Annotated in this window: 22 protein-coding genes; 6 read left to right on the plus strand and 16 right to left on the minus strand. The window is 25.8% G+C overall.

What is annotated here, in order from left to right:
• Nucleotides 1–93: 93 nt before the first annotated feature.
• The gene (locus I4V51_RS04550; RefSeq protein WP_195987128.1) at nt 94–462 is read left to right on the plus strand and encodes a glycoside hydrolase family 3 C-terminal domain-containing protein; all 369 of its coding nucleotides are present in this window, start codon (nt 94–96) and stop codon (nt 460–462) included.
• Between the two features lie 479 nt (nt 463–941).
• Here I4V51_RS04550 and I4V51_RS04560 read toward each other — a convergent pair whose 3' ends face one another.
• From I4V51_RS04560 to I4V51_RS04605, 10 genes are all read right to left on the minus strand, one after another.
• Entirely contained in the window at nt 942–1,631 is a 690-nt protein-coding gene (locus tag I4V51_RS04560) for a YesL family protein (protein WP_195987129.1), read from the minus strand.
• Nucleotides 1,632–1,801: 170 nt separating this feature from the next.
• Nucleotides 1,802–2,410, minus strand: coding sequence for a YciC family protein (locus tag I4V51_RS04565; RefSeq protein ID WP_195987130.1), 609 nt, complete (start codon nt 2,408–2,410; stop codon nt 1,802–1,804).
• A gap of 29 nt (nt 2,411–2,439) precedes the next feature.
• On the minus strand, nt 2,440–2,886 hold the full coding sequence (locus I4V51_RS04570; RefSeq protein ID WP_195987131.1) for a GNAT family N-acetyltransferase: 447 nt from the start codon (nt 2,884–2,886) through the stop codon (nt 2,440–2,442).
• Between the two features lie 33 nt (nt 2,887–2,919).
• The gene (locus I4V51_RS04575) at nt 2,920–3,792 is read right to left on the minus strand and encodes a DUF4097 family beta strand repeat-containing protein (protein ID WP_195987132.1); all 873 of its coding nucleotides are present in this window, start codon (nt 3,790–3,792) and stop codon (nt 2,920–2,922) included.
• A gap of 170 nt (nt 3,793–3,962) precedes the next feature.
• The gene (locus tag I4V51_RS04580) at nt 3,963–4,154 is read right to left on the minus strand and encodes a hypothetical protein (RefSeq protein WP_195987133.1); all 192 of its coding nucleotides are present in this window, start codon (nt 4,152–4,154) and stop codon (nt 3,963–3,965) included.
• Nucleotides 4,155–4,264: 110 nt separating this feature from the next.
• Nucleotides 4,265–4,594: a hypothetical protein gene (locus tag I4V51_RS04585; protein WP_195987134.1), complete on the minus strand. Its 330-nt coding sequence runs from the start codon at nt 4,592–4,594 to the stop codon at nt 4,265–4,267.
• An 83-nt stretch (nt 4,595–4,677) separates the two neighbouring features.
• On the minus strand, nt 4,678–5,535 hold the full coding sequence (locus I4V51_RS04590; RefSeq protein ID WP_195987135.1) for a nitroreductase family protein: 858 nt from the start codon (nt 5,533–5,535) through the stop codon (nt 4,678–4,680).
• 151 nt (nt 5,536–5,686) lie between these two features.
• Complete coding sequence (locus I4V51_RS04595) at nt 5,687–6,502, minus strand: ABC transporter permease subunit (protein ID WP_195987136.1); 816 nt, start codon at nt 6,500–6,502, stop codon at nt 5,687–5,689.
• 1 nt (nt 6,503) lies between these two features.
• Nucleotides 6,504–7,391 (minus strand): ABC transporter ATP-binding protein, encoded by an 888-nt coding sequence (locus I4V51_RS04600; protein WP_195987137.1) that lies wholly within the window; start codon nt 7,389–7,391, stop codon nt 6,504–6,506.
• 195 nt (nt 7,392–7,586) lie between these two features.
• A complete protein-coding gene (locus tag I4V51_RS04605) occupies nt 7,587–8,372 on the minus strand; it encodes a YdcF family protein (RefSeq protein ID WP_195987138.1) in 786 nt (261 codons plus the stop codon).
• A gap of 148 nt (nt 8,373–8,520) precedes the next feature.
• On the opposite strand from I4V51_RS04605, the gene I4V51_RS04610 reads away from it, so the two are divergent.
• Entirely contained in the window at nt 8,521–9,390 is an 870-nt protein-coding gene (locus I4V51_RS04610) for a methionyl aminopeptidase (RefSeq protein ID WP_195987139.1), read from the plus strand.
• Between the two features lie 34 nt (nt 9,391–9,424).
• Here I4V51_RS04610 and I4V51_RS04615 read toward each other — a convergent pair whose 3' ends face one another.
• The gene (locus I4V51_RS04615) at nt 9,425–10,327 is read right to left on the minus strand and encodes an SPOR domain-containing protein (RefSeq protein ID WP_195987140.1); all 903 of its coding nucleotides are present in this window, start codon (nt 10,325–10,327) and stop codon (nt 9,425–9,427) included.
• Between the two features lie 281 nt (nt 10,328–10,608).
• On the opposite strand from I4V51_RS04615, the gene aspD reads away from it, so the two are divergent.
• The 3 genes from aspD (at nt 10,609) to I4V51_RS04630 (ending at nt 13,871) form a co-directional block, all read left to right on the plus strand.
• Nucleotides 10,609–12,243 carry an aspartate 4-decarboxylase gene (gene aspD / locus I4V51_RS04620; protein ID WP_195987235.1) on the plus strand — a complete coding sequence of 545 codons (1,635 nt, stop codon included), beginning with the start codon at nt 10,609–10,611 and terminating at the stop codon, nt 12,241–12,243.
• Between the two features lie 85 nt (nt 12,244–12,328).
• Nucleotides 12,329–12,919, plus strand: a complete 591-nt coding sequence (gene rbr / locus I4V51_RS04625; protein ID WP_195987141.1) for a rubrerythrin — start codon at nt 12,329–12,331, stop codon at nt 12,917–12,919.
• A gap of 211 nt (nt 12,920–13,130) precedes the next feature.
• Nucleotides 13,131–13,871, plus strand: a complete 741-nt coding sequence (locus I4V51_RS04630) for an NAD-dependent protein deacylase (protein WP_195987142.1) — start codon at nt 13,131–13,133, stop codon at nt 13,869–13,871.
• Nucleotides 13,872–13,933: 62 nt separating this feature from the next.
• Here I4V51_RS04630 and I4V51_RS04635 read toward each other — a convergent pair whose 3' ends face one another.
• The 5 genes from I4V51_RS04635 to I4V51_RS04655 all read right to left on the minus strand — a co-directional run bounded on the left by I4V51_RS04635 (nt 13,934) and on the right by I4V51_RS04655 (nt 18,775).
• Nucleotides 13,934–14,443: a hypothetical protein gene (locus I4V51_RS04635; protein WP_195987143.1), complete on the minus strand. Its 510-nt coding sequence runs from the start codon at nt 14,441–14,443 to the stop codon at nt 13,934–13,936.
• Nucleotides 14,444–14,558: 115 nt separating this feature from the next.
• Nucleotides 14,559–15,623: a GDSL-type esterase/lipase family protein gene (locus tag I4V51_RS04640; protein ID WP_195987144.1), complete on the minus strand. Its 1,065-nt coding sequence runs from the start codon at nt 15,621–15,623 to the stop codon at nt 14,559–14,561.
• A 227-nt stretch (nt 15,624–15,850) separates the two neighbouring features.
• A complete protein-coding gene (locus tag I4V51_RS04645) occupies nt 15,851–17,419 on the minus strand; it encodes a DNA mismatch repair protein MutS (protein ID WP_195987236.1) in 1,569 nt (522 codons plus the stop codon).
• A 177-nt stretch (nt 17,420–17,596) separates the two neighbouring features.
• Entirely contained in the window at nt 17,597–18,433 is an 837-nt protein-coding gene (locus tag I4V51_RS04650; protein ID WP_195987145.1) for a mechanosensitive ion channel domain-containing protein, read from the minus strand.
• A 114-nt stretch (nt 18,434–18,547) separates the two neighbouring features.
• On the minus strand, nt 18,548–18,775 hold the full coding sequence (locus tag I4V51_RS04655) for a YgjV family protein (protein WP_195987146.1): 228 nt from the start codon (nt 18,773–18,775) through the stop codon (nt 18,548–18,550).
• A 226-nt stretch (nt 18,776–19,001) separates the two neighbouring features.
• On the opposite strand from I4V51_RS04655, the gene I4V51_RS04660 reads away from it, so the two are divergent.
• Nucleotides 19,002–20,759 (plus strand): alkaline phosphatase family protein, encoded by a 1,758-nt coding sequence (locus tag I4V51_RS04660; protein WP_195987147.1) that lies wholly within the window; start codon nt 19,002–19,004, stop codon nt 20,757–20,759.
• Nucleotides 20,760–20,806 lie beyond the last annotated feature (47 nt).

Below are 20,806 nucleotides of genomic sequence, written 5' to 3' on the forward strand. Positions count from 1 at the left end.
ATGATAAAAATAATAGAAAGTATGGTTTAACACTCTGGGCACCAACTATAGATATGGAAAGAGACCCTCGTTGGGGACGAACTGAAGAAGGCTATGGTGAAGATCCTATTTTTAATTTTACCTTCTCATCAAGAAGACCTTATAAAAAGCGTATATTCTGTAAATCCCAACACAATTGTAATTATTGTTAGTAGTTACCCATTTGCAATAAATTGGTGTAATGATAATATTCCTGCAATTCTTCATTGTACACATGGTTGTCAAGAACTTGGAAATGCAATTACCCAATGTTTATTTGGTAAATATAATCCTGCTGGTAGATTACCTATGACATGGTATAAATCATCAGATGAGTTACCATCAATTATGAACTACGATATTATTAATAGTAATTCAACTTATATGTACTATAAAGGAGAACCCCTTTATCCATTTGGTCATGGCTTAAGTTATACAAACTAAAGAAAGATATAACTATTATAGGTGAAACTTTGAAAGCAAGAAACCTTTCACATTTAACTAAAGCAGAAGATTATGATAGTTGTAGTAATATTATTTTAGATGAGTGTATTTTAGGTTGAACTTGCATAAGAACTTCCAAAGATAACATAGCATGGATAAAATGTTCTGATGTTGATTTTAAAAATTACTCTTATTTATCTATTGATGCATTATTAAAATCCCAAACTAATATTGAAATACGAATTGATACTATTAATGGTGATATAGTAGGCAATCTTAACATTACATCTTCTTTAAATAAAGATAATTGGAATAACTTTAACTGTAAATTAAAATCTATAAACTCTATTAATGATTTATATTTAAAGATTAATGGAGATTTCTTAATTAATTCGTTACTACTTTTCTAATTATAATATTATAAATAATTAAAGATATAGCTTAAGATTTTGTTAAATATTATCTTAAGCTATATCTTTTTATAAATCTGAATATTTTTCTTTAAAGTATACATCTACTTCATTTAATATTTTATCTTCCATTCTTAAAATAGAATAACATAATGCACTAGCCCCAAATAAAACAGCTATTAATGATATATTAGTAAAATTAACAATAGCCACACCTATAATTATTAATGAGATATTAGTCAATGTTATATACAGCTTTTTAAATACTAAAGTAATAGATACTTTAAATATATCTAAAGTTCTTGCATTTATCCTTCCTACTATAGGATAAATATAAAAACTTAATCCCCCAATAAATATAGCTAAAATTATAAATATATAAGAAATAATTTTCATATTACTTGCATAAAAATATCCTATATCTATATAACAAATCATTAAAATTACATTTATTATAGCCGCTATAAATATACCTTGTGCAAAATTTATTTTATATAAATTAAAATAGTCCTTAGTTGCTCCTTCTTGTTTATCATTAATTAATTTTCCAGTTACAGAAAACATGGTTGATAAAGCAGGTCCAACAAGTATTCCTGAAAAAGTCAAAATTGGAATTGATAAATTTTCTCCAGAAATAAAGAAATAAAGTATAAATGGTAAAATAGATACTAAAAACCATATATTAGTTATAAATAAATATATTACCTTACTAGTTAATAAATAAATTCTATTGTCACATGCCTCTCTATGCTCTGCCATATCCACACTTCCTTTTATATAATTATACCGTCTAACACTTCTATTAATTTTTAATTATACTTACTTTAATCTTATATTTATACATTAAATACTATATATAAAATGCCATAAATATTAGTCATAAGATAAAAAAGCTAAAAACTATATTTATAGTCTTTAGCCTTTATAATCTAACTATTTTTTAAATACAAATAAAAATTTGCTTCTGTCAATTTTTGATATGGAGCTACCCATAGTGCAGCAATACCTAATGTTATAGCTGAAAGTAACCACCATCCAATAAAAGTTAATTCTAAATAAAACAACTCCCATTTATGACCTATCATTAAATTAACACTTTCATTTATACATTGTGTAATTGATTTACTTGGATCTTCCGATAATATATAAAATGCTTGTGAAAACATAAGTGAAACTATTATCCCAGGTATTATAAATAATAATGTTCCTGCAACAACTGCTAATGTTATTAGTATATTTAAACCTAATGTTTTGAGATAAATATTAAATCCTGAAAATAAATTTTCAAATCTTGCCTCTTCTCTTCTTGTAGCCATATTCAATAAAAATCTACATAATCCTACTGAAATAACTCCACCTAATAAAAGCGATATCAAATCAAGTGAATATGACAATCCTTCTATTCCTAATTTAGAAGTTACCTTATATGCAACACCACCTTCTAATATTATGTTGGCAACTAATACTGTTCCTATTGCAACTGCCCATTTACCTCTTATTTGTTCCCTTGCTCTACTTTTTAATTCTGCAGTATCCACAATACTCCCTCCTTATATTATATTCATTCCTATTTTTCATATTCATACATATAATAATTACATTGGCTCATGCCCAAATTAGAGTAAGTTTTTTGAGCTACATAGTTTTCTTTTTCTACATATAATCTTATTCCACATATGTTATGATCATTATCACAAATACTCTTTATATAATTATATAAACTCTTAAATACTCCTTTTCCTCTATACTCCTTATCTACATAAACACTTTGTATCCATAAGAAAGTACCATTTCTCCAATCACTCCATTCAAATGTATACATAATTTGTCCAACAATCTTACCATTAATCTCACAAACATTATAAATACCCTTATTCTCATCTTCAATTAATGCTTTAACTCCATTAGTTAAAATATTCATATCTAATTTCTTATCTTCAGTTTCAAATGCAAGATTATAATTATACTTTGCTATAATATTTATATCCTCTATTGTTGCACGTCTTATTTTCATTTTAATCTCTCCCTAGTATAAAGCTTATTTTATTTATTTTTTATGATTATAATTTGCATTAATACTTTCTTCACCATTGCTTGTATTAACTTCTAATTCATCTATTATAAACTCTTTATCCTTTAAATTTTCTAATATTATATTTTCATTAGAAGTATTTAAAGTTACTTCTTTTCCATAACACTCATATGCTTCAATTTTTGCATTTGATGTATCTAATTCTATTTCATTTCCACGACATTCATTTATACTTATTTTCCCATTAGATGTATCTATACTTATATCATTACCTGTAACATTATCTAACTTTATATCTCCGTTACTTGAATTAAACTCTACATTATTTGCTAATAAGTTGCTAACATTTATTTTGCCATTCGAAGTTTCAATTTCAATTTTATTCTTAATATTCAAGTTATCAATACTTATGTCTCCATTGCTAGTATCAATATCTATCTCTCCTACATTAATGTTAGATATACTTATTCCCCCATTACTCATATCAGCATAATATGAAGATACAACTCCACTTGGAATAAATATTTTTACAATTCCACTTTTAGTATTCCAATTAAAAATAGAGAAATCTTCTTTCTTTTTTATTTTCACATTATTACCATTTTGATTTATGATATATTTACTTTTTCCATAAGAAGTACACTCTATCTTAATATTTTCTTCCTGTGTAGTTATAACCTCTAATGAAGTATTGGGTATATCTAATTCAAAATTAACTACACTATCTTCTGGAATAAATTCTTCAGTTATCTTTTCATTTTCAGAGTTCTCCATGCTAAATACATTTTTCTCTTTACTTAAAGTTCCATTTTTCTCAGCTGTAATTAATGCTCCTATAATTACTATTAATACTAAAATAAGGGTAATTATTTCATACTTTCTATTCATTTATACCTCCTTAAATAATTACTATTATAAATATATTTATATAGTAACATAGCAGGATGTAATTGTTAATATTTTCTATAATTATTTAAGATAAGTCTCTCTTTATAAAATACTTATTATTTTCAATAAAAAAGGTATAAAAGAAATTCTTTTATACCTTTATATATATATTATTTCATTTTCTTTAATGAATTTTTCATATTTTCTAAAGCATCTTTAAATTTTTCCTTTGCCTCTCCACCAAGATCTTCAATTTCGTTAATTACGCTACTAATTTCATCTCCTATTTCTTGTGAAAGTCTTCCTTGTTTAATCTTTTTACTAATTTGATTAACTTTTTTCTCAAGTTTTTCAAAAGCCATATTTAAAACCTCCAATGTTTATAAAAAATTTTGTATAATTATTTTATCCATTTTATTTTTTTAAATACATTCACACCCTTTTGTTAACCTTTACATTAAGTTTGTATTTTTTAAATTAGCTCTCTAAACAAATCCATTCTAACTTCATACAATTCCATAGAATCTTCTTTTAAATAATTCCAATAATCCTTATTTCTTTTTAAGTCCTTTAATAATTTTTTTACTCTTGAATTATCAACTTCATTCTCCTTAGCTAAAAAACCAATAGTTAATATAACTGTTCCACATTCCTCTTCTTCTTCTAATAAATTATCATTATTTAAAAGTAATTCATTTATTGCCTCACTTTCATCCATTCCTTCATCTAAATACTCTTGAAACTCATCTCTTATATCAACTGCTAAATCGTCATCATAAATATCTAATCCCCATACTCCCATAAAACCCAAGCCTCCAAACATATTTTATACTTTTAAATATTATATGACTTTATATTTTGTAGTATTATAAAAATTTATATTTTTTAATCTTTAATCCAACTTATTAAATATTTACAATTATTAGGCACATCACTTATCTTAGGAGAACCTACTTTAAACTTACCTTTAATTCCAAGCTCCTTACAAGTTAATTCAAAATGACACATTGCAATGCCCATATCAATTCTCTTAATATCATAATTAGTTTCCTTTTTTTCATCTTTATCTTCATTTAAATAAAAATCAAATTCATTTCCATGCTTTACTATTCGCCACGGTTGTTTATTAATTGCAGATGGTGCTAATCTTACATTTTCAAATGCATCCTTAAATCCATTTAAAGTATAGTGTTGCGTTAATGGACATGAAAAATCCCTAAAATAAAAAATTTCATTCCAAGCCTTTCTTTTTTCACACTTTGCTATTAACCTCATAGTTTTATCAAGAATACTCTTTTTTTCTTTTTCATACCCTATAGGTAACACTATAGGTAATATTTCACCCTCTTCTACTTGCATTGCCTTTGCAAATTGCCCCTTCTTAAAAGTTCCCCCTAACCAACATGTCCCTAAACCCATTGATGTAGCATATAACACTATTGATTCCATCTCATATCCTAATTCTTCTAAAGAGTATTGTCCATCTTTTACCTTTGCAGCTATAAATTTGTTTGCCCCTTTAATTATTCCATAAGTTCCAAGTTTTGCTCCATTTATTCTTTCCTTAACATCTAATATTTTAAAGGTTATATTTTCTTTAAATGGTCCATTAATTTCACTTATATAATCATTAAGCTTTCCAATTATTTCACTAGATATTTCTTCAGTATTATAAGTTCTTATTGACTTCCTCTTTTTAACTATATTATTTATAGGTTCATTGAAAATAAAATTATTAACCATAACACCCTCCTACAATATTTTTCTCAATAAAAAAAACTCACATATACTAATATTTATCTTTAATTATGTTTTTATTCATTTATATTTCTATTTGTGAAAATAAATACCACCCTAACTAAAGTGCGATGGTATTTTAAATTTAATTTTAATTTTATATATTAAAATCCTTTTTATTATATATAGTATAGGTTGCTACTACTGAAAATAGCATTATACATAATCCTATTATTATAAATCTTATTTCAAAGCCATTTTTAATTATTTCTGATGGAGCCGCGTAATCAAAAGGCGACAAATAAATTAAGCTATTTAATCTATCTTGCAACTTTGAAAAAATACCTATTACATAACTTGAAAAAAACACTCCTAAAGCTATTGGTATTGCTTGTTTTGATGATTTAACAAATACAGATATTAAAAAACCTATAGACATAAATATATAACCTATAAATGCCATTCCTATATATAATATCTTAATATCCATAAGTACATTAATAATTTCCACATTTTCAGGCTTAACTATTAATGATGAAATTATAGTTACAACACCTAATATTATTATAAATATAAAAAATATAACTACACAAGATAAAAGTTTAGTTGTAACTATACTACTTCTACTAATTGGCTTAGAATATAAAAATTCAATAGTTCCTTCACTTTCTTCTTTTACTAATGCTGATACTCCAAGTATGGCTGCATATATTCCACCTGCCATTATTATATATTGGAGTACATAAGCAGAGAAATCAGTAATATTACTAAAATCAGTAGCTCCACTTATATTAAAAGCTTCTAAAAAAGCTTCTGGTAATGCCTCTAATTTTGATCCTACTAATTCTTGTATCCCCATATCCTTCATACTTGGAAAGAATAGCATAAACATTACAATTATAGCACTACATACTAATGCCCAAATAATAGAACCCTTTAATAATCTTTTAAATTCAAATTTAAATATATTCATCTTATCTCTCACCTCTCCTTTCATAATAATTCATAAATGTATCTTCAAGTGTCTGTTCACTAATTAATAATTTTTCTACTTTATACTTTGAAATCTGTTTAACCAAAGTATCAATTTCCTTGTTATAATGAAATATAATTTCATCATTTTCTTTAGATATTACTTTTCCACCTATTTCCTTTATATTATTTTCATTTATTTCCTTTGATTTTATAACTATCTTTAACCCTGATTTTTTTGCTAACTTTTCTATAACTATAGTATCAATTATACTTCCTTCCTTTATAACAGCAACTCTATCACAAAGATTTTCTACTTCAACTAAATTATGCGATGATAAAAATACTGTAGTTCCCTTTTTCCTTGCTTCCTCTAGTAATTCAAATAATTTCTTTTGAATTAATGGATCTAATCCATTTGTCGGTTCATCTAATATTAATAGCTTTGGTTTGTGAATTAATGCTTGAACTATAGCCACCTTTTTTTTATTTCCTAAAGAAAGCTCTGACATTTTTTTATTAATATCAACATCTAATATCTTATAAAGCTTATCTATTTCTTCTTCATTTACACCACCATAAAAACTTACTGAATATTTTATTATATCCCTTACCTTAACTTCATCGTAAAATTTAACCTCACTCGGTACATATCCAATATATTTTTTAATTTCCCTACTTTCCTTTATCATATCTTTTCCCAATATTTTTCCTGAACCTGATGTGGGAAAAATAAAATTTAAAAGCGTTCTAATAGTAGTTGATTTACCTGCTCCATTAGGTCCTACAAAACCGAAGATTTCTCCTTCTTTTACTTTTAAATTAACATCTATTATACCCCTATCTTTACCGTAAGCTTTACATAAATTATTAGTTTCTATAATATACATATTAATTCCCCCTTATATTTTTTATAGAAAATATTATTTCTAAACTAATTATTTTTCTAATTTAAACTCCTAATTTTTCATATCTATAGTATATTTTTTATTATTTTAATAAATAATATATTTTGTTATATTGGTTTGTTTTTATATAAATAAAAGTAATCGAGGAATATTATCTATACTCCTCAATTACTTTTATTACTGTCTAAATATATATGCTTTTATTACTCCAAAGAATTCTCTTACATAAAAGACCAATGATGAAGCTTTATGTGATGGCGCTGGATAACCATAAACATTAAATCCCACTTCTTTCGCTAAAAACTTTGACCTATACATATGGAACCCATTAGATACTACTGTTACTGTAAAATCTTCTTTTCCTGTTTCATTTTCTAATACTTGTTTACTATATAAAAAGTTTTCATATGTATTTGTTGATTTATCTTCCATAATAATCAAACTTGAATCAACACCATTATCAACTAGGAAATTACGCATTGCAGTTGCTTCCGTTATACTCTCCCCTTCTCCTTGTCCACCAGATACAACTATTTTTAAATCTGGATAAATTTCATGAAAATCTAACGCAGTTTCTAATCTATATAATAATGATGTACTTATCTTATCTCCTCTTAGTCCTGCACCTAAAACAATTAAATAATCTGGCTTTTCAGTATCATAATGATTTCCATTATAAATTATAACACTCTCAACTGCTACAAATATTACTAAACCTATACAAAATAAAATCTTAATTATTCCTCTTAAACTTTTAGGTATCCTTTCCCAAAAATCTATTTTAAAATTTAGTTCAACATATCCGTAAATAAGTATAATTATTCCTAATATACAAAACATATTAGAAAAAGCAACAAAACCAAACATTATTTTTAATAGTACATAATATAAAATTAATAGTATACCTATAATTATAAAAGAAGTATATATGCACTTTTTTGACTTTGATATTCTATTTTTCATAACATTTTACCTTTCAAACTTTTTAATTATATTATAAAATACTAATCTACTAATATACAATTATTTTATTTGTTATATTAATTATTTTCATTTTTACTAATAAAGTACTATAATAAAAGTATATAAATAGATACAAGGAGATAAAAAGATGAATCTTAATAGAAATGACCACTGTTGGTGTGGTAGTAATAAAAAATATAAAAATTGTCATCTTCAATTTGATGAAAAAATAAACTCATATAGACTAAAAGGTCACATAGTACCGCCTAGAAATATAATTAAAACACCAGAGCAAATCCAAAAAATAAAGGAAAGTTCTGCTATTAACACAGCTGTTCTAGACTTAGTTAGTAAAAATATTAAGGCAGGAATGTCAACTGAAGAAATAAATACTATAGTTCATGACTTCACAGTATCACAAGGTGCAATTCCAGCCCCGCTTAACTTCCAAGGATACCCTAAGAGTGTTTGTACTTCTGTAAATGATGAAGTGTGCCACGGCATTCCTAGTAAAAATGTAATTTTAGAAGAAGGGGATATTGTTAATGTAGATGTTTCTACCATATATAATGGATATTTCTCTGATGCATCTAGAATGTTCAAAATAGGTGAAGTTCATCCTGACTTAGATAAACTAGTAAGAGTTGCAAAAGAGTGCTTAGACAAAGGCTTAGAAGCAGCAAAGCCATGGGGATATTTAGGTGATATAGCTGAAACTGTACAAAAACATGCTGAGGCTAATGGTTATTCTGTTGTTAGAGAATTTGGTGGTCATGGTATAGGACTTGAATTCCATGAAACTCCTTTTGTTTCTCACGTTGGTAAAAAAGGTACTGGAATGCTATTAGTTCCTGGCATGGTATTTACAATAGAACCTATGATAAATATGGGAACTCCTGATATATTTATTGATGATGCTGATGGCTGGACAGTTTTAACTGAAGATGGCTATCCTTCAGCACAATGGGAATACACTGTTTTAGTAACAGAAACTGGTGTTGAAGTTTTAACTCATTAAAAAATGGTGAAGATTTATTCTTCACCATTTTTTATTATTGAGTATAAACATCTATAAATGTTTCATATCCACCTGATTTTAAATTATCTAGCATACTTTCTGCATTATCTTTATTTCTAAAACATCCAATAATAACTCTATTAAATATTTCTCCATTTATATTACTTTTACTAATATAACAATCTATTCCTTTATCCTTTAATTCTTTTACCCTATCATTTGCATTACTACTATCTTTGAAACTTCCAACTATTACTGCATAATATTTCATTTCACTATTTTCTTCTGGAACATCTAATCCTTCAACATCATAAATAGCTATAAATGCTTCATATCCTTTTTCAACTAAGTTTTCAACCATATTTTCTGCATTAATTTTATCTATAAAATTTCCAACTATAATTCTATTAAATATTTTTCCTTCTATTGTCTCAACGCTAATATAGCAGTCATATCCTCCTTTTTCTAATTCATCAATCCTATTATTTGCATTTTCTCGCTTAGAAAAACTACCAGCTACAACAGCATAATATCTTATACTATTATCTTCATTTTTTATAAATGTATCAATAAATGTATCATATCCTAATTTCTTTAACTCCTTTAGTCTATTGTTTGCATTATCCTTATCTTTGAAACTACCTACTACTACTCTATTAAATGTTTCTCCATTTATTAATTCAGTACTTATAAAAGAATCATAACCTATACTCTTCATAATATTCATCATATTTTTAGCATTTGTTTTATTTTTAAAGCTTCCTGCTATTACTCTATAATATGTCTCTTCTTGTGCCTTACTAACTAAACAAATATTTTGTGATTTTAAATTTTCTCCTATTGTTATAGCTTTAGGCTTATCTGTATATATAGTACTTATAGATAAAATAAATGCTATGCTAAAAATAATTATTTTCAATCTATACTTATTTTTCATCCTATTTATCCTTTTACTTATATATTCTCAATCCATTATATGAATGAAATTATACAGTGTTACTAAGTTATAACATAATAATAATATGTATGTTTTTTTAACATTTAATTTTTTAACACCTTAATTTTATAATAATCTAATAGATAATATTAAATTTCCTATATATTTTTTATCATATTATTAAAAGTGATATTTACTATTTTAATTTTAATAAATATGTTATAAAATTATTAAATGCAAGAAATATTTCAGTGTTTATACACTCTGAAAGGAGACATTCAATTTTGAATACAGAATTAACTAAAGAAAAACTTAGAAACATTTATGGTAAAGTAAGCCCTTTTGAGTTTAAGGATAAACTATTAAAGTTAGCTAAACTAAATAATACTACTATATTAGATGCTGGTAGAGGTAATCCTAACTGGACAGCAGCTACCCCTAGACAAGCATTCTTTACATTTGGACAATTTGCTATATCTGAAACACAAAAATCATTAAACATCGATGACTTAGCTGGAATGGTTCAAAAAGACGGAATTGCTAAAAGATTATTAGAATATATTAATGCTAACCCTTCATTACCAGGAATAAATTTAATAAAAGAAGTTTATAATTATGGAATAGATAATCTCGGATTTAATGAAGATGAATGGATTTTTGAATTAGCAGATGGAATAATAGGAGATAATTATCCAGTTCCAGATAGAATGCTTATACATATAGAAAAAATAGTTAATAAATATTTACTTAAAGAATTATGTGGTTGTTCACAATTTGAAAGTAAATTTGATGTTTTTGGAGTCGAAGGTGGCACAGCTGCAATGTGTTATATTTTCGACTCACTAGAAAAAAATCATCTTTTAAATAAGGGAGATAAAATTGCACTTATGACACCAATTTTTACTCCTTATTTAGAAATACCTCACTTACCTCATTATAATTTTGATGTAATTAATATTCATGCAAATGAAGTTGATGAAAACGGAATACCAACTTATCAGTATTCTGAAGAACAATTAAATAAACTAAAGGATAAAAGTATTAAAGCAGTATTTATTGTTAATCCTAATAACCCTGCTTCTATTGCATTAAACGACACTTGTATAAAATCACTTAAAGATATAGTAGATAACTATAATCCTAATTTAATGATTATTACGGATGATGTTTACTGTACCTTTGTAGACAACTTTAAATCTGTAATTAGCTATTTACCATTTAATACTATTGGGGTGTATTCATTATCAAAATATTTTGGTGTAACTGGCTGGAGACTGGGTGCAGTTATGATTAATGAAAATAATATTTATAATAAACTTATTTCTGAACTTCCTGAAATACATAAGGCAAACTTAAATACAAGATACTGTCATCTATCTTGTAACCCTGAAAGTGTTTCTTTTATTGATAGAATTGTTGCTGATAGTAGGCAAGTTGCTTTAAATCATACAGCTGGCCTTTCAACACCTCAACAAGTACAAATGGCATTTTTCTGTGCCTTTGCATTAATTGATTCTAAAGATAATTATAAAAATTTAACTAAATCAATATGCAGAAAGAGAAAAAAATTCTTATGCGAAGGCTTAGATGTTGAATTATTTAATGATCCTCATTATGCATCATATTATACAGAAATAAATCTTTTAGATTGGGCAAGAATTGAACATGGTGATGCAGCATCAAAGTTTATCGAAAGTAATTATACTCCCTTTGACATCCTATATGATTTAGCAAATAATTACTCAACTGTTCTTTTAAATGGTGATGGTTTTGCTTCTTCAAGATGGGGTCTTAGAGTTTCTCTTACTAACTTAAATGATGAAGCTTATATAGAAATTGGACAAACTCTTAGAAAAATATTTAATGATATAATCAATGATTTTAAGTCATCTTCTAATTTAGGAATAATATCATAATATAAATACCAAATCTATTTTTTTCTTATGTATATTTTAAGTATTTAATCCTAATAATAATTTTATCATTAGGAGGTTTGATATTATGGTTAATTTAAACAATAGCAAAACTAAAGAAAATTTAATGCGTGCTTTTGCAGGTGAAAGTCAAGCTAGAAACAGATATACTTTTGCTGCTTCCGTTGCTAAAAAGGAAGGATATGCTATTTTACAGCAATTATTTACATATACAGCTGATCAGGAAAAGGCACATGCTTGGGAATTTATGAAAAGATTAAAAGAATTTACTGGTCAGGAAGTAGATATTACTGCATCTTATCCAGCTGAAGTAGAATCTTCTACTTTATTACTTTTACAAGCCGCTTCAAAGCATGAGTCTGCTGAAGGTAACGAAATTTATACAGAGTTTAGTAAAATTGCAAGAGAAGAGGGCTTTGTTGACATCGCTATGCTTTTTGACAAAATAGCTTCTATTGAAAGAGTTCATAGTGCTAGATTTAATAGATATGCTCAAGAACTTGAAAATGGAACACTTTTTAAATCTGCTGAAGAAATTCAGTGGATGTGTACTAATTGTGGCTTTATATATGAGGGTACAGAAGCTCCTCAAGCTTGCCCTGTATGTGCACATCCTCAAGGTTATTTTATCCCTTTCCAAAATTCAACTTTTGAATAATAAAAATATAATAACTATATATTTAAATCCAAGATGGAACGCCAATATTGACGTTCCATTTTTTTTAGTTCATATCATATTAAACAAATTAAATCTACCTATGATTTCTAATTATATTTTTATTAATCCCTGTAATACAAATTCTAGATTTTACTTTTAAATCATTTGTGACATAATAAAATTAATAAATATAATTTGGAGATGATTTTTAATGGATGATAAAATTAAACAACTTGCTGATATAATAAAGAATAGTAATAATATAGTTTTCTTCGGTGGGGCAGGAGTTTCTACAGAATCTGGAATTCCTGACTTTAGAAGCTCTAATGGATTATTTAATGAAAAACTTAATATAACATTTACTCCTGAACAATTAGTATCTCATAGTTTTTATATAAGATATCCAGAAGAATTTTTTAACTTCTATAAAGCTAAACTAATATATCCTAAAGCAAAACCTAATGCTGCACATATTGCTCTTGCTAAACTTGAAGAAATGGGTAAATTAAAAGCTATTATAACTCAAAATATAGATGGACTTCATCAAGCTGCTGGTAGTAAAAATGTATTTGAACTTCATGGTTCTGTTTTAAGGAACTATTGTGTTAAATGTCATGCTTTTTACAATGAAAAATTTATTTTAGAATCAAAAGGTGTGCCTACTTGTACTAAATGTGGTGGGACTGTTAAACCTGATGTAGTTTTATATGAAGAAGGATTAGATGATGCTACTATTAGAGGAGCTGTTAATGCTATTGCTAATGCTGATACTTTAATTATTGGTGGTACTTCTTTAGTTGTATATCCTGCTGCTGGGCTTATAGATTACTTCAATGGTAAAAATCTAATACTTATTAATAAGAGTCCTACTTCTGCTGATAACAAAGCTAATTTAGTAATTAATGATTCTATAGGAAAGGTGTTATGTAATTCTGTAAACTTAATTCCCTAGGAAATTCAAAAAAAAATTCTCCTAGTCTATTAATACCTAGATTAGGAGAATTTAATAATATATTATTCAGCAGATTTTTCTGAAGATTTTTCTATTTTATCAGATTTTTCTTCATCTCTGCATTTACACTTATTTTCTTCTTTAATTTCTTCTTTTTTACTTTCTTTACACTTAGTTTCTTCTTTTTTCTCTTCCTTCTTTACATCGTCTTTACATTTGTCTTTACATTTGTCTTTACATTTGTCTTTGCACTTATCCTTACATTTATCTTCGCACTTATCTTCTTTATCCTTTTTCTTTTCTTTTTTCTTGCAAGGATTACTTGAAGTGTCTTCTATATCATCTTTTGATGATTCCTTAGAAGTCTTTTTACACTTATCTTCTGTACTCTTTTCTTCTGGAGCTTGTGAAGTTTCCTTTTCCTTCTTTTGCTCCTTATTTTCTGAAGGTGCTTCTATTGTAGTTTTATTACCCTCTGCTGGACTAGTACTTAAAGTTTGTGCATAAGTAGTAACACCTTCAACCATCATTAATGCTGAACATATTAATAATGATACAACTTTTTTCTTCATAACTTTTTCCTCCAATGTTTTCTTTAGTTTATTATTACTCCTAAGTATTTCAAGTTTAGTATTACCCTTTTTAAGCCAAATTATAATTGTTCAATACCTTTCTATATAGTTAAAACTACGATGTAAATAAATCCTTTTTAACTACTAATTTCTCAAATTTGTACAATATAGAAAAAATCTTTTTATCATAAACCAAAACTTCTATATTAGTTCCAGAAACCATTGGTGATATTTTAACTTCAAACTCTCCATTAGCCTTTGCTTGCGTTGTTCCTACTGTACCATTTTCAGATACAACAATAATATTAGTATTAGGAATAGTTTTACCTGTAATATTATTACTAGTAGCTGTAATCTTGTCTACTTCTAGATTAACATATTCTTCATAATCTGAAATTACTTGATTGGCCATCATTGCATGTCCAACTTTATTAGGTGAAATTTTAGCTACACCATTTTCAATCTTAAAATTCAATACATCATCATTATTTAATATTTGATAACAATCTAAAATTTTATAATCATTATTACTATTATTTTTAACAATAACATCATTAATTAAATTTATTTGAGAATTAAAAAATTCATAAATTTCACATTTTTTATTAATAGGATTATATACTGTATTCACATATATATCAGCATTAGGAGCTAATTTTTTTATTTTCTTTATTATATTAGGAAAATCTTTTGAAAATATACTTATCTCATCTAAAATTTTAGCTTTAACTTCTTCACTATTTAAGTACTCGCTTATTATAGAGTCAAACTTATTTTCATCATAATTCTGCAAACTTACTTCATCAATATTTAAGCTCTTTAATACAGCACTTAATATATTATTTCCACCAATTGAAATTGTAATTAAATCTGCATCTTTTAACTTTTCTTTATTACTATCTACTACATTTAGTAATTGTGAAGATGTTGCTCCATCATTGCTTAAATTAATATATTCCAAATTATCATTTAAAGCATATAAGAAATCTTTAATTAATGAAACATATGAAACCTCATAATAATTATTAGACTCTAACGATATTTCATCACCTATTACAACATATTTATCTAAAACCGATTTAGAAACTTCTCCTTTAGCCTGTATAGTTATGGGAATTACCAATAAAATTATTCCTATTATTATAACAAATAGAACCTTAAACTTACCTTTTTTTTTCACAATATACCCTCCACAATTCAAACTCCTATACTTATTATAGGAGTTTTTTCACTAATTTTATAGCTTCTTTAGGTATTTTTTTCCATAAAAATATCTACATAATATTTATATATTTTTAAAAATACTTTAAATTTCTACATTTTATTTTTATGTAAACATTTAAACAATAGAAAAATAAAATAAGCTTCCATCAGAATTAAATATAATTTCTGATGGAAGCTTAAGTTTTACATATATTTTTCTAAAGTTTCTGCTCTATTATAAGACTTTTTAATTATTTCTCTTGGATATCCTATATGATCCAATAGCTTAATTGCATTACGTGTTTTAGATACTCCTCTTTTTAATTTATAATCAAAGTTTAATCCCTTACTATCTACTTTTTCACTAAAATAGAAGAAATCATAATTTTCTTTAAGAATATCTGTAAGTTCTCTATCATGTGTTGCAACTATTGATATACTCTCTTTACTATTAATATATTTTAATATTTCTGCAGAAGATGCTATTCTTTCTATTGGATTAGTACCTCTAAATATTTCATCTATTGGACAAAATACTGGTAAATCTAAATCTAAAGCTTTAATTATTCTAAGTAATGCTTCAGCTTCTGCCATATAATAACTCTTTCCTAAAGTAACATCATCACTAGGACTAATTGAAGAAACTATATTAAAGAAACATGCCTCATATTTTTTAGTTAAAGTAAAATTGAATGTTTGAGCAAATATAATATTAAGTCCTATCATTCTTAAGAATGTAGATTTTCCTGCCATATTTGTACCTGTTAAAACAATTCCTCTCTTTTCAAAATTAATTGAATTAGGTACTGCATCTTTTATTAAAGGATGTACGCCATCAACTATATTAATACCTACTTTATCTACAAACTTAGGTTTAGTATACTTTCCTTTTATTTCTTCCTTATAAGAAGCTATTGATATATAACTTTCTATTTCACCAATTAAATAATATAAATCTAAAATATATTCTCTTTTTTCTTCTAATAAATTAGCAATTCTGTAAAATGCAGTTTCTTCTAATAAAAATGGAATAGTTAAAATTTCAAAAACACCACCGCCAGTATTAGCAAGTTGAATTGGCTTAGTTGCACTATCTATACCCTTTAATTCCTTTAATAGTTCTTTAATTTTAACATTGTAACTTTCAATTACTGGATCTTTTACCTCTTGTATTTTTTTTGCTGAAATTATAATATTTCTTAAATAAAGTAATCCTTGTGATTTAACATTTTTTCTTTCCTTATCATTAATAAATACATTTACCCATAACAATATAAATGTAGCTAAAAGTAACATAGGCTCCTTTAATATTATAGAAAATAATATTGTTCCAAACATTAAAACTCTACCAAATAAAAGGTATAAATAATATTTTGTTTTATTTGCTTCTAACGATTCTATTATCATATCTAAAAACGTATTTTTTCTATCATATCCTAACTTAAAATAAATCATTTGCAATTTTGTTCTTAAATCAGTAGATTTTCTTAATGTTTCAACAAATTCATCTCTCTCATTTAACTTTTTCTTATCATGAAGTGGATTTCTAAGCATTTTATATAAAATAGCTTCCCCTGCACTACTATAAGTCCTATCAACCTTAGCAAAAACTTCATCCATATTAAAGTCATCCCAAGTTTGATCATCTATTGTATATCCATCATGCTCTTCCATATCAAAATATGCTCTAATATGTTTAAAATTTCTTTTCTTTTTTCGCTCTTCTCCAAAATCCTTTTGCATCATATCATAAAGCCCCAAAAGCGAATCCATTATATTTTTCATGCCACACCTCTTTTTATATATTAGGTTTAATATAAATATTTACATATTATTATACACTATAATCTTCCCTTATTACACAAAAAGCATCATAATATTCTTTTTTAAAATTAAAATACCCCTATAAGTATAAAAATAATCTATACTTACTAGAGGTATATAGTTAAATTACATTATTTTATTTTCCATTAAAGCTTCTTTTTTTATATGTAAATCCATTTGTGGATAAGGTATACTTATTTCCTCTTCATCAAATTTAACTTTAACTGATTCAAGCAAATCAAAATATACTTTCCAATAATCACTATTATTAACCCAAGCTCTTACTACAAAATTAATAGCACTATCTCCATGAGCAGAAAGTGCTATAAATGATTCAGGTGTTTTCAAAATTAAATCATGATCATCAACAATATTAGCTAATACTCTCTTTACTTTAAGAACATCTTGCTCATATCCCACACCAAAAGTTAAATCTACTCTTCTTAATTCTTTTGCTGAATAGTTAACTATACTTCCATTTGCTAAGTTACCATTTGGCACAAGTATAAGTTTATTATCCACAGTTGCCATATGAGTATAAAACATTCCTATCCTCTCTATAGTTCCTGCGTGTCCAGCCCCTTCAATATAATCTCCAACATTAAATGGTCTTATTAATAATATTATTACGCCTCCAGCAAAATTAGATAAACTGCCTTGTAACGCAAGTCCTATAGCGACCCCTGCTGATGCAAGTAATGCTGCTATTCCTGTAGTTTTAATTCCTACTTGATCTAAAAATATAAAAATTACTATTCCTTTTAATACAACTTCCATAAAAGTATCTAAAAAGGACCTTACTGTAGCATCTACATTTCTTTTTTCTAAAGTTCTATTCATTATATTTACTACTTTTTTGGCAAGTTTCCAACCAATCCATAATAAAAATAACCATATAACTAACTTTATTCCTTCTGTAGTTATCCAATTAATAATTTTGTTTATAATTTGTTCTAAATTCATAGTTATACAAAGCGCCTCCCTAATTTTATTCATTATTTTATTATATACATATTTAATTTTTTGTAAACTTTAAGTTAAAACTTTGAGACACATGTAATGAATTACTAATTATTTTTATTTATCTTTATAAAACTTATATAAATAATAACTATTCACAAAGAATATAAATGAATTTATTATTCCTACTGGGTAAGCTTTTACTGTAAACCCATATATAGCAAATAATATGCACCCTATTGAATTTATTACTCTAAGCTTTACTATATCAGTCATAATTATGGATATAGCAATCATAATTGATGCTACATATCCAACCCACTCAATTACTGGTATGCCAAACATTGTAACCACTCCATTCTAATTTTATTTACTAAAATTAGTTTGTACAAAATATCTTAAATTTAAAAAGTAAATTTATGTAATATGAATTGGATTTTTATTGTTAATTCCATTAAATTTCTCTTAATATTCTCTTAAGTTAATTTCAAAAAAAATATTTTAAGTATATAATATATTTGAAACTTGTAATTTCTCAAGGTATCTACCAGAAAGGAGTTATTATCTTATAATGAAACTCAATTTTAAAAATATACCTAAGTACTTATTAATTATATTATATCCATTATTTTTATCAGTTTTATTAGAATATAATATATGTCAGAATTTTAATGGTACATTAAAGTTCTTAATGAAAAAACCCAATATATTATTATTTAATATTATTATTTGCGCTATATTATTTACTATAATTTTCCTTATATTTAAAAAAGCTTATTTATCTATGGCCATTCATGGAGGTATATTTTACATCCTCTCATGTATTGAATATTTTAAATATAAAACTAGCGGAAGTCATTTAGTAATTAGTGATTTACTAATGACTAAAAATATAAGTGATGTAGGAAAATTTGCTTCATTAAAAATTACTTATCCACTAGTTCTTAACTTTGTAATATTAGTTGTATATATTTTATTAACTTATAAAAACAATTTAACTTTAGACTTTTCACTTAAAAAGCGTATCTGTAGTTGCGTATTTATAAGTATGTTAATAACTATATTCTTAACAACTTCTATATCTGCTAAGATTTTTTCTGTTTTTGAAATAGAAACGCCTGCAGCTACTAATATTCTAGAAAGTAACGAACAATTTAGTGATATAGGTTTTCTGCCTTATTTAGCAAAGACTACATCTGAAAACTTAATGGATATTGTAAATCCACCAGAAAATTATAGTTATGACTCTATAAAAAATCTAATATCTAATAATGATGTAGATAATAATACTGAAAAAAACACTGAAAATACTCCTAATGTTATTTTCATTATGTCTGAATCCTTTAGTGATTTTAGAGTTTTTGATTCATTAAATATTAATAATGATATTTATTCAGGATTTGATTCAGTTGGTTCTGAAGGATATGTTGGCAACTGTGTAGTTCCAACCTTTGGAGGATATACCACAAGAACTGAGTTTGAATTGTTAACAGGTTTACCAACCTATGCAATTAATACACCATCAGTTCCACAAAACTTATTAAAAAAGCAAGAATTTATTGATACTATTCCAAGTTACTTCAAAACTCTTGGTTATAATACAGCATATATTCATCCCTTTAGTAAAACATTTTATGATAGGGATACATTATATACAGAATATGGATTTGATAACCTATATTTTGACGATAGTATGACAGTTGAAACTGAAAACTTTAGAAGATATATTTCTGATAAAAGTGTTTTTAATCAAATTAAAAGTGTTTTACAGGCAAATAAAAGTCCAAGTTATATCTTTGCAACTACTATGCAAAATCACCAACCATACTATGCTGAAACTGCTGAAGGTGCAGACCAACTATCTTATTATTTAGCTGGTGTTAAAGAGACTAGTGATCAATTAAAAGAATTTACAAATTGGTTAAAAGATTTTAATGAAGATGTAATACTTGTTTTTGTAGGTGATCACTTCCCATTCTTTACTCCTGATGATAATGTTTATGATAGATTAGGAGTTTCTGATAATAATGCTGATTTAATTTACAATCAAAAATATATACTATGGAATAATTATGATTCTAGTATTTTTAATACAAATATTAATACTATTTCTGCATTTTATATACCTTTTGTTTTATTAGATTTAATTAATTCTAAAGAAACAGATTTTATAGAAACTATGCAGAAATTAATGAATGAATATCCACTATACTCACCAAGTATTCAAAGTTCTGATTCTAGAAATGAATCTTTAGATTTAATTACTTATGATAGAGTTATAGGAGAAAATTATAGTTCTAATATTAAAAATAATGATAATATTAAATAAAAAAAATGCAACTAAGATTTATTATTTCTTAGTTGCATTTTTTATTT

Source organism: Clostridium sp. D53t1_180928_C8 (assembly GCF_015667795.1).
Lineage (GTDB): Bacteria > Bacillota > Clostridia > Clostridiales > Clostridiaceae > Clostridium.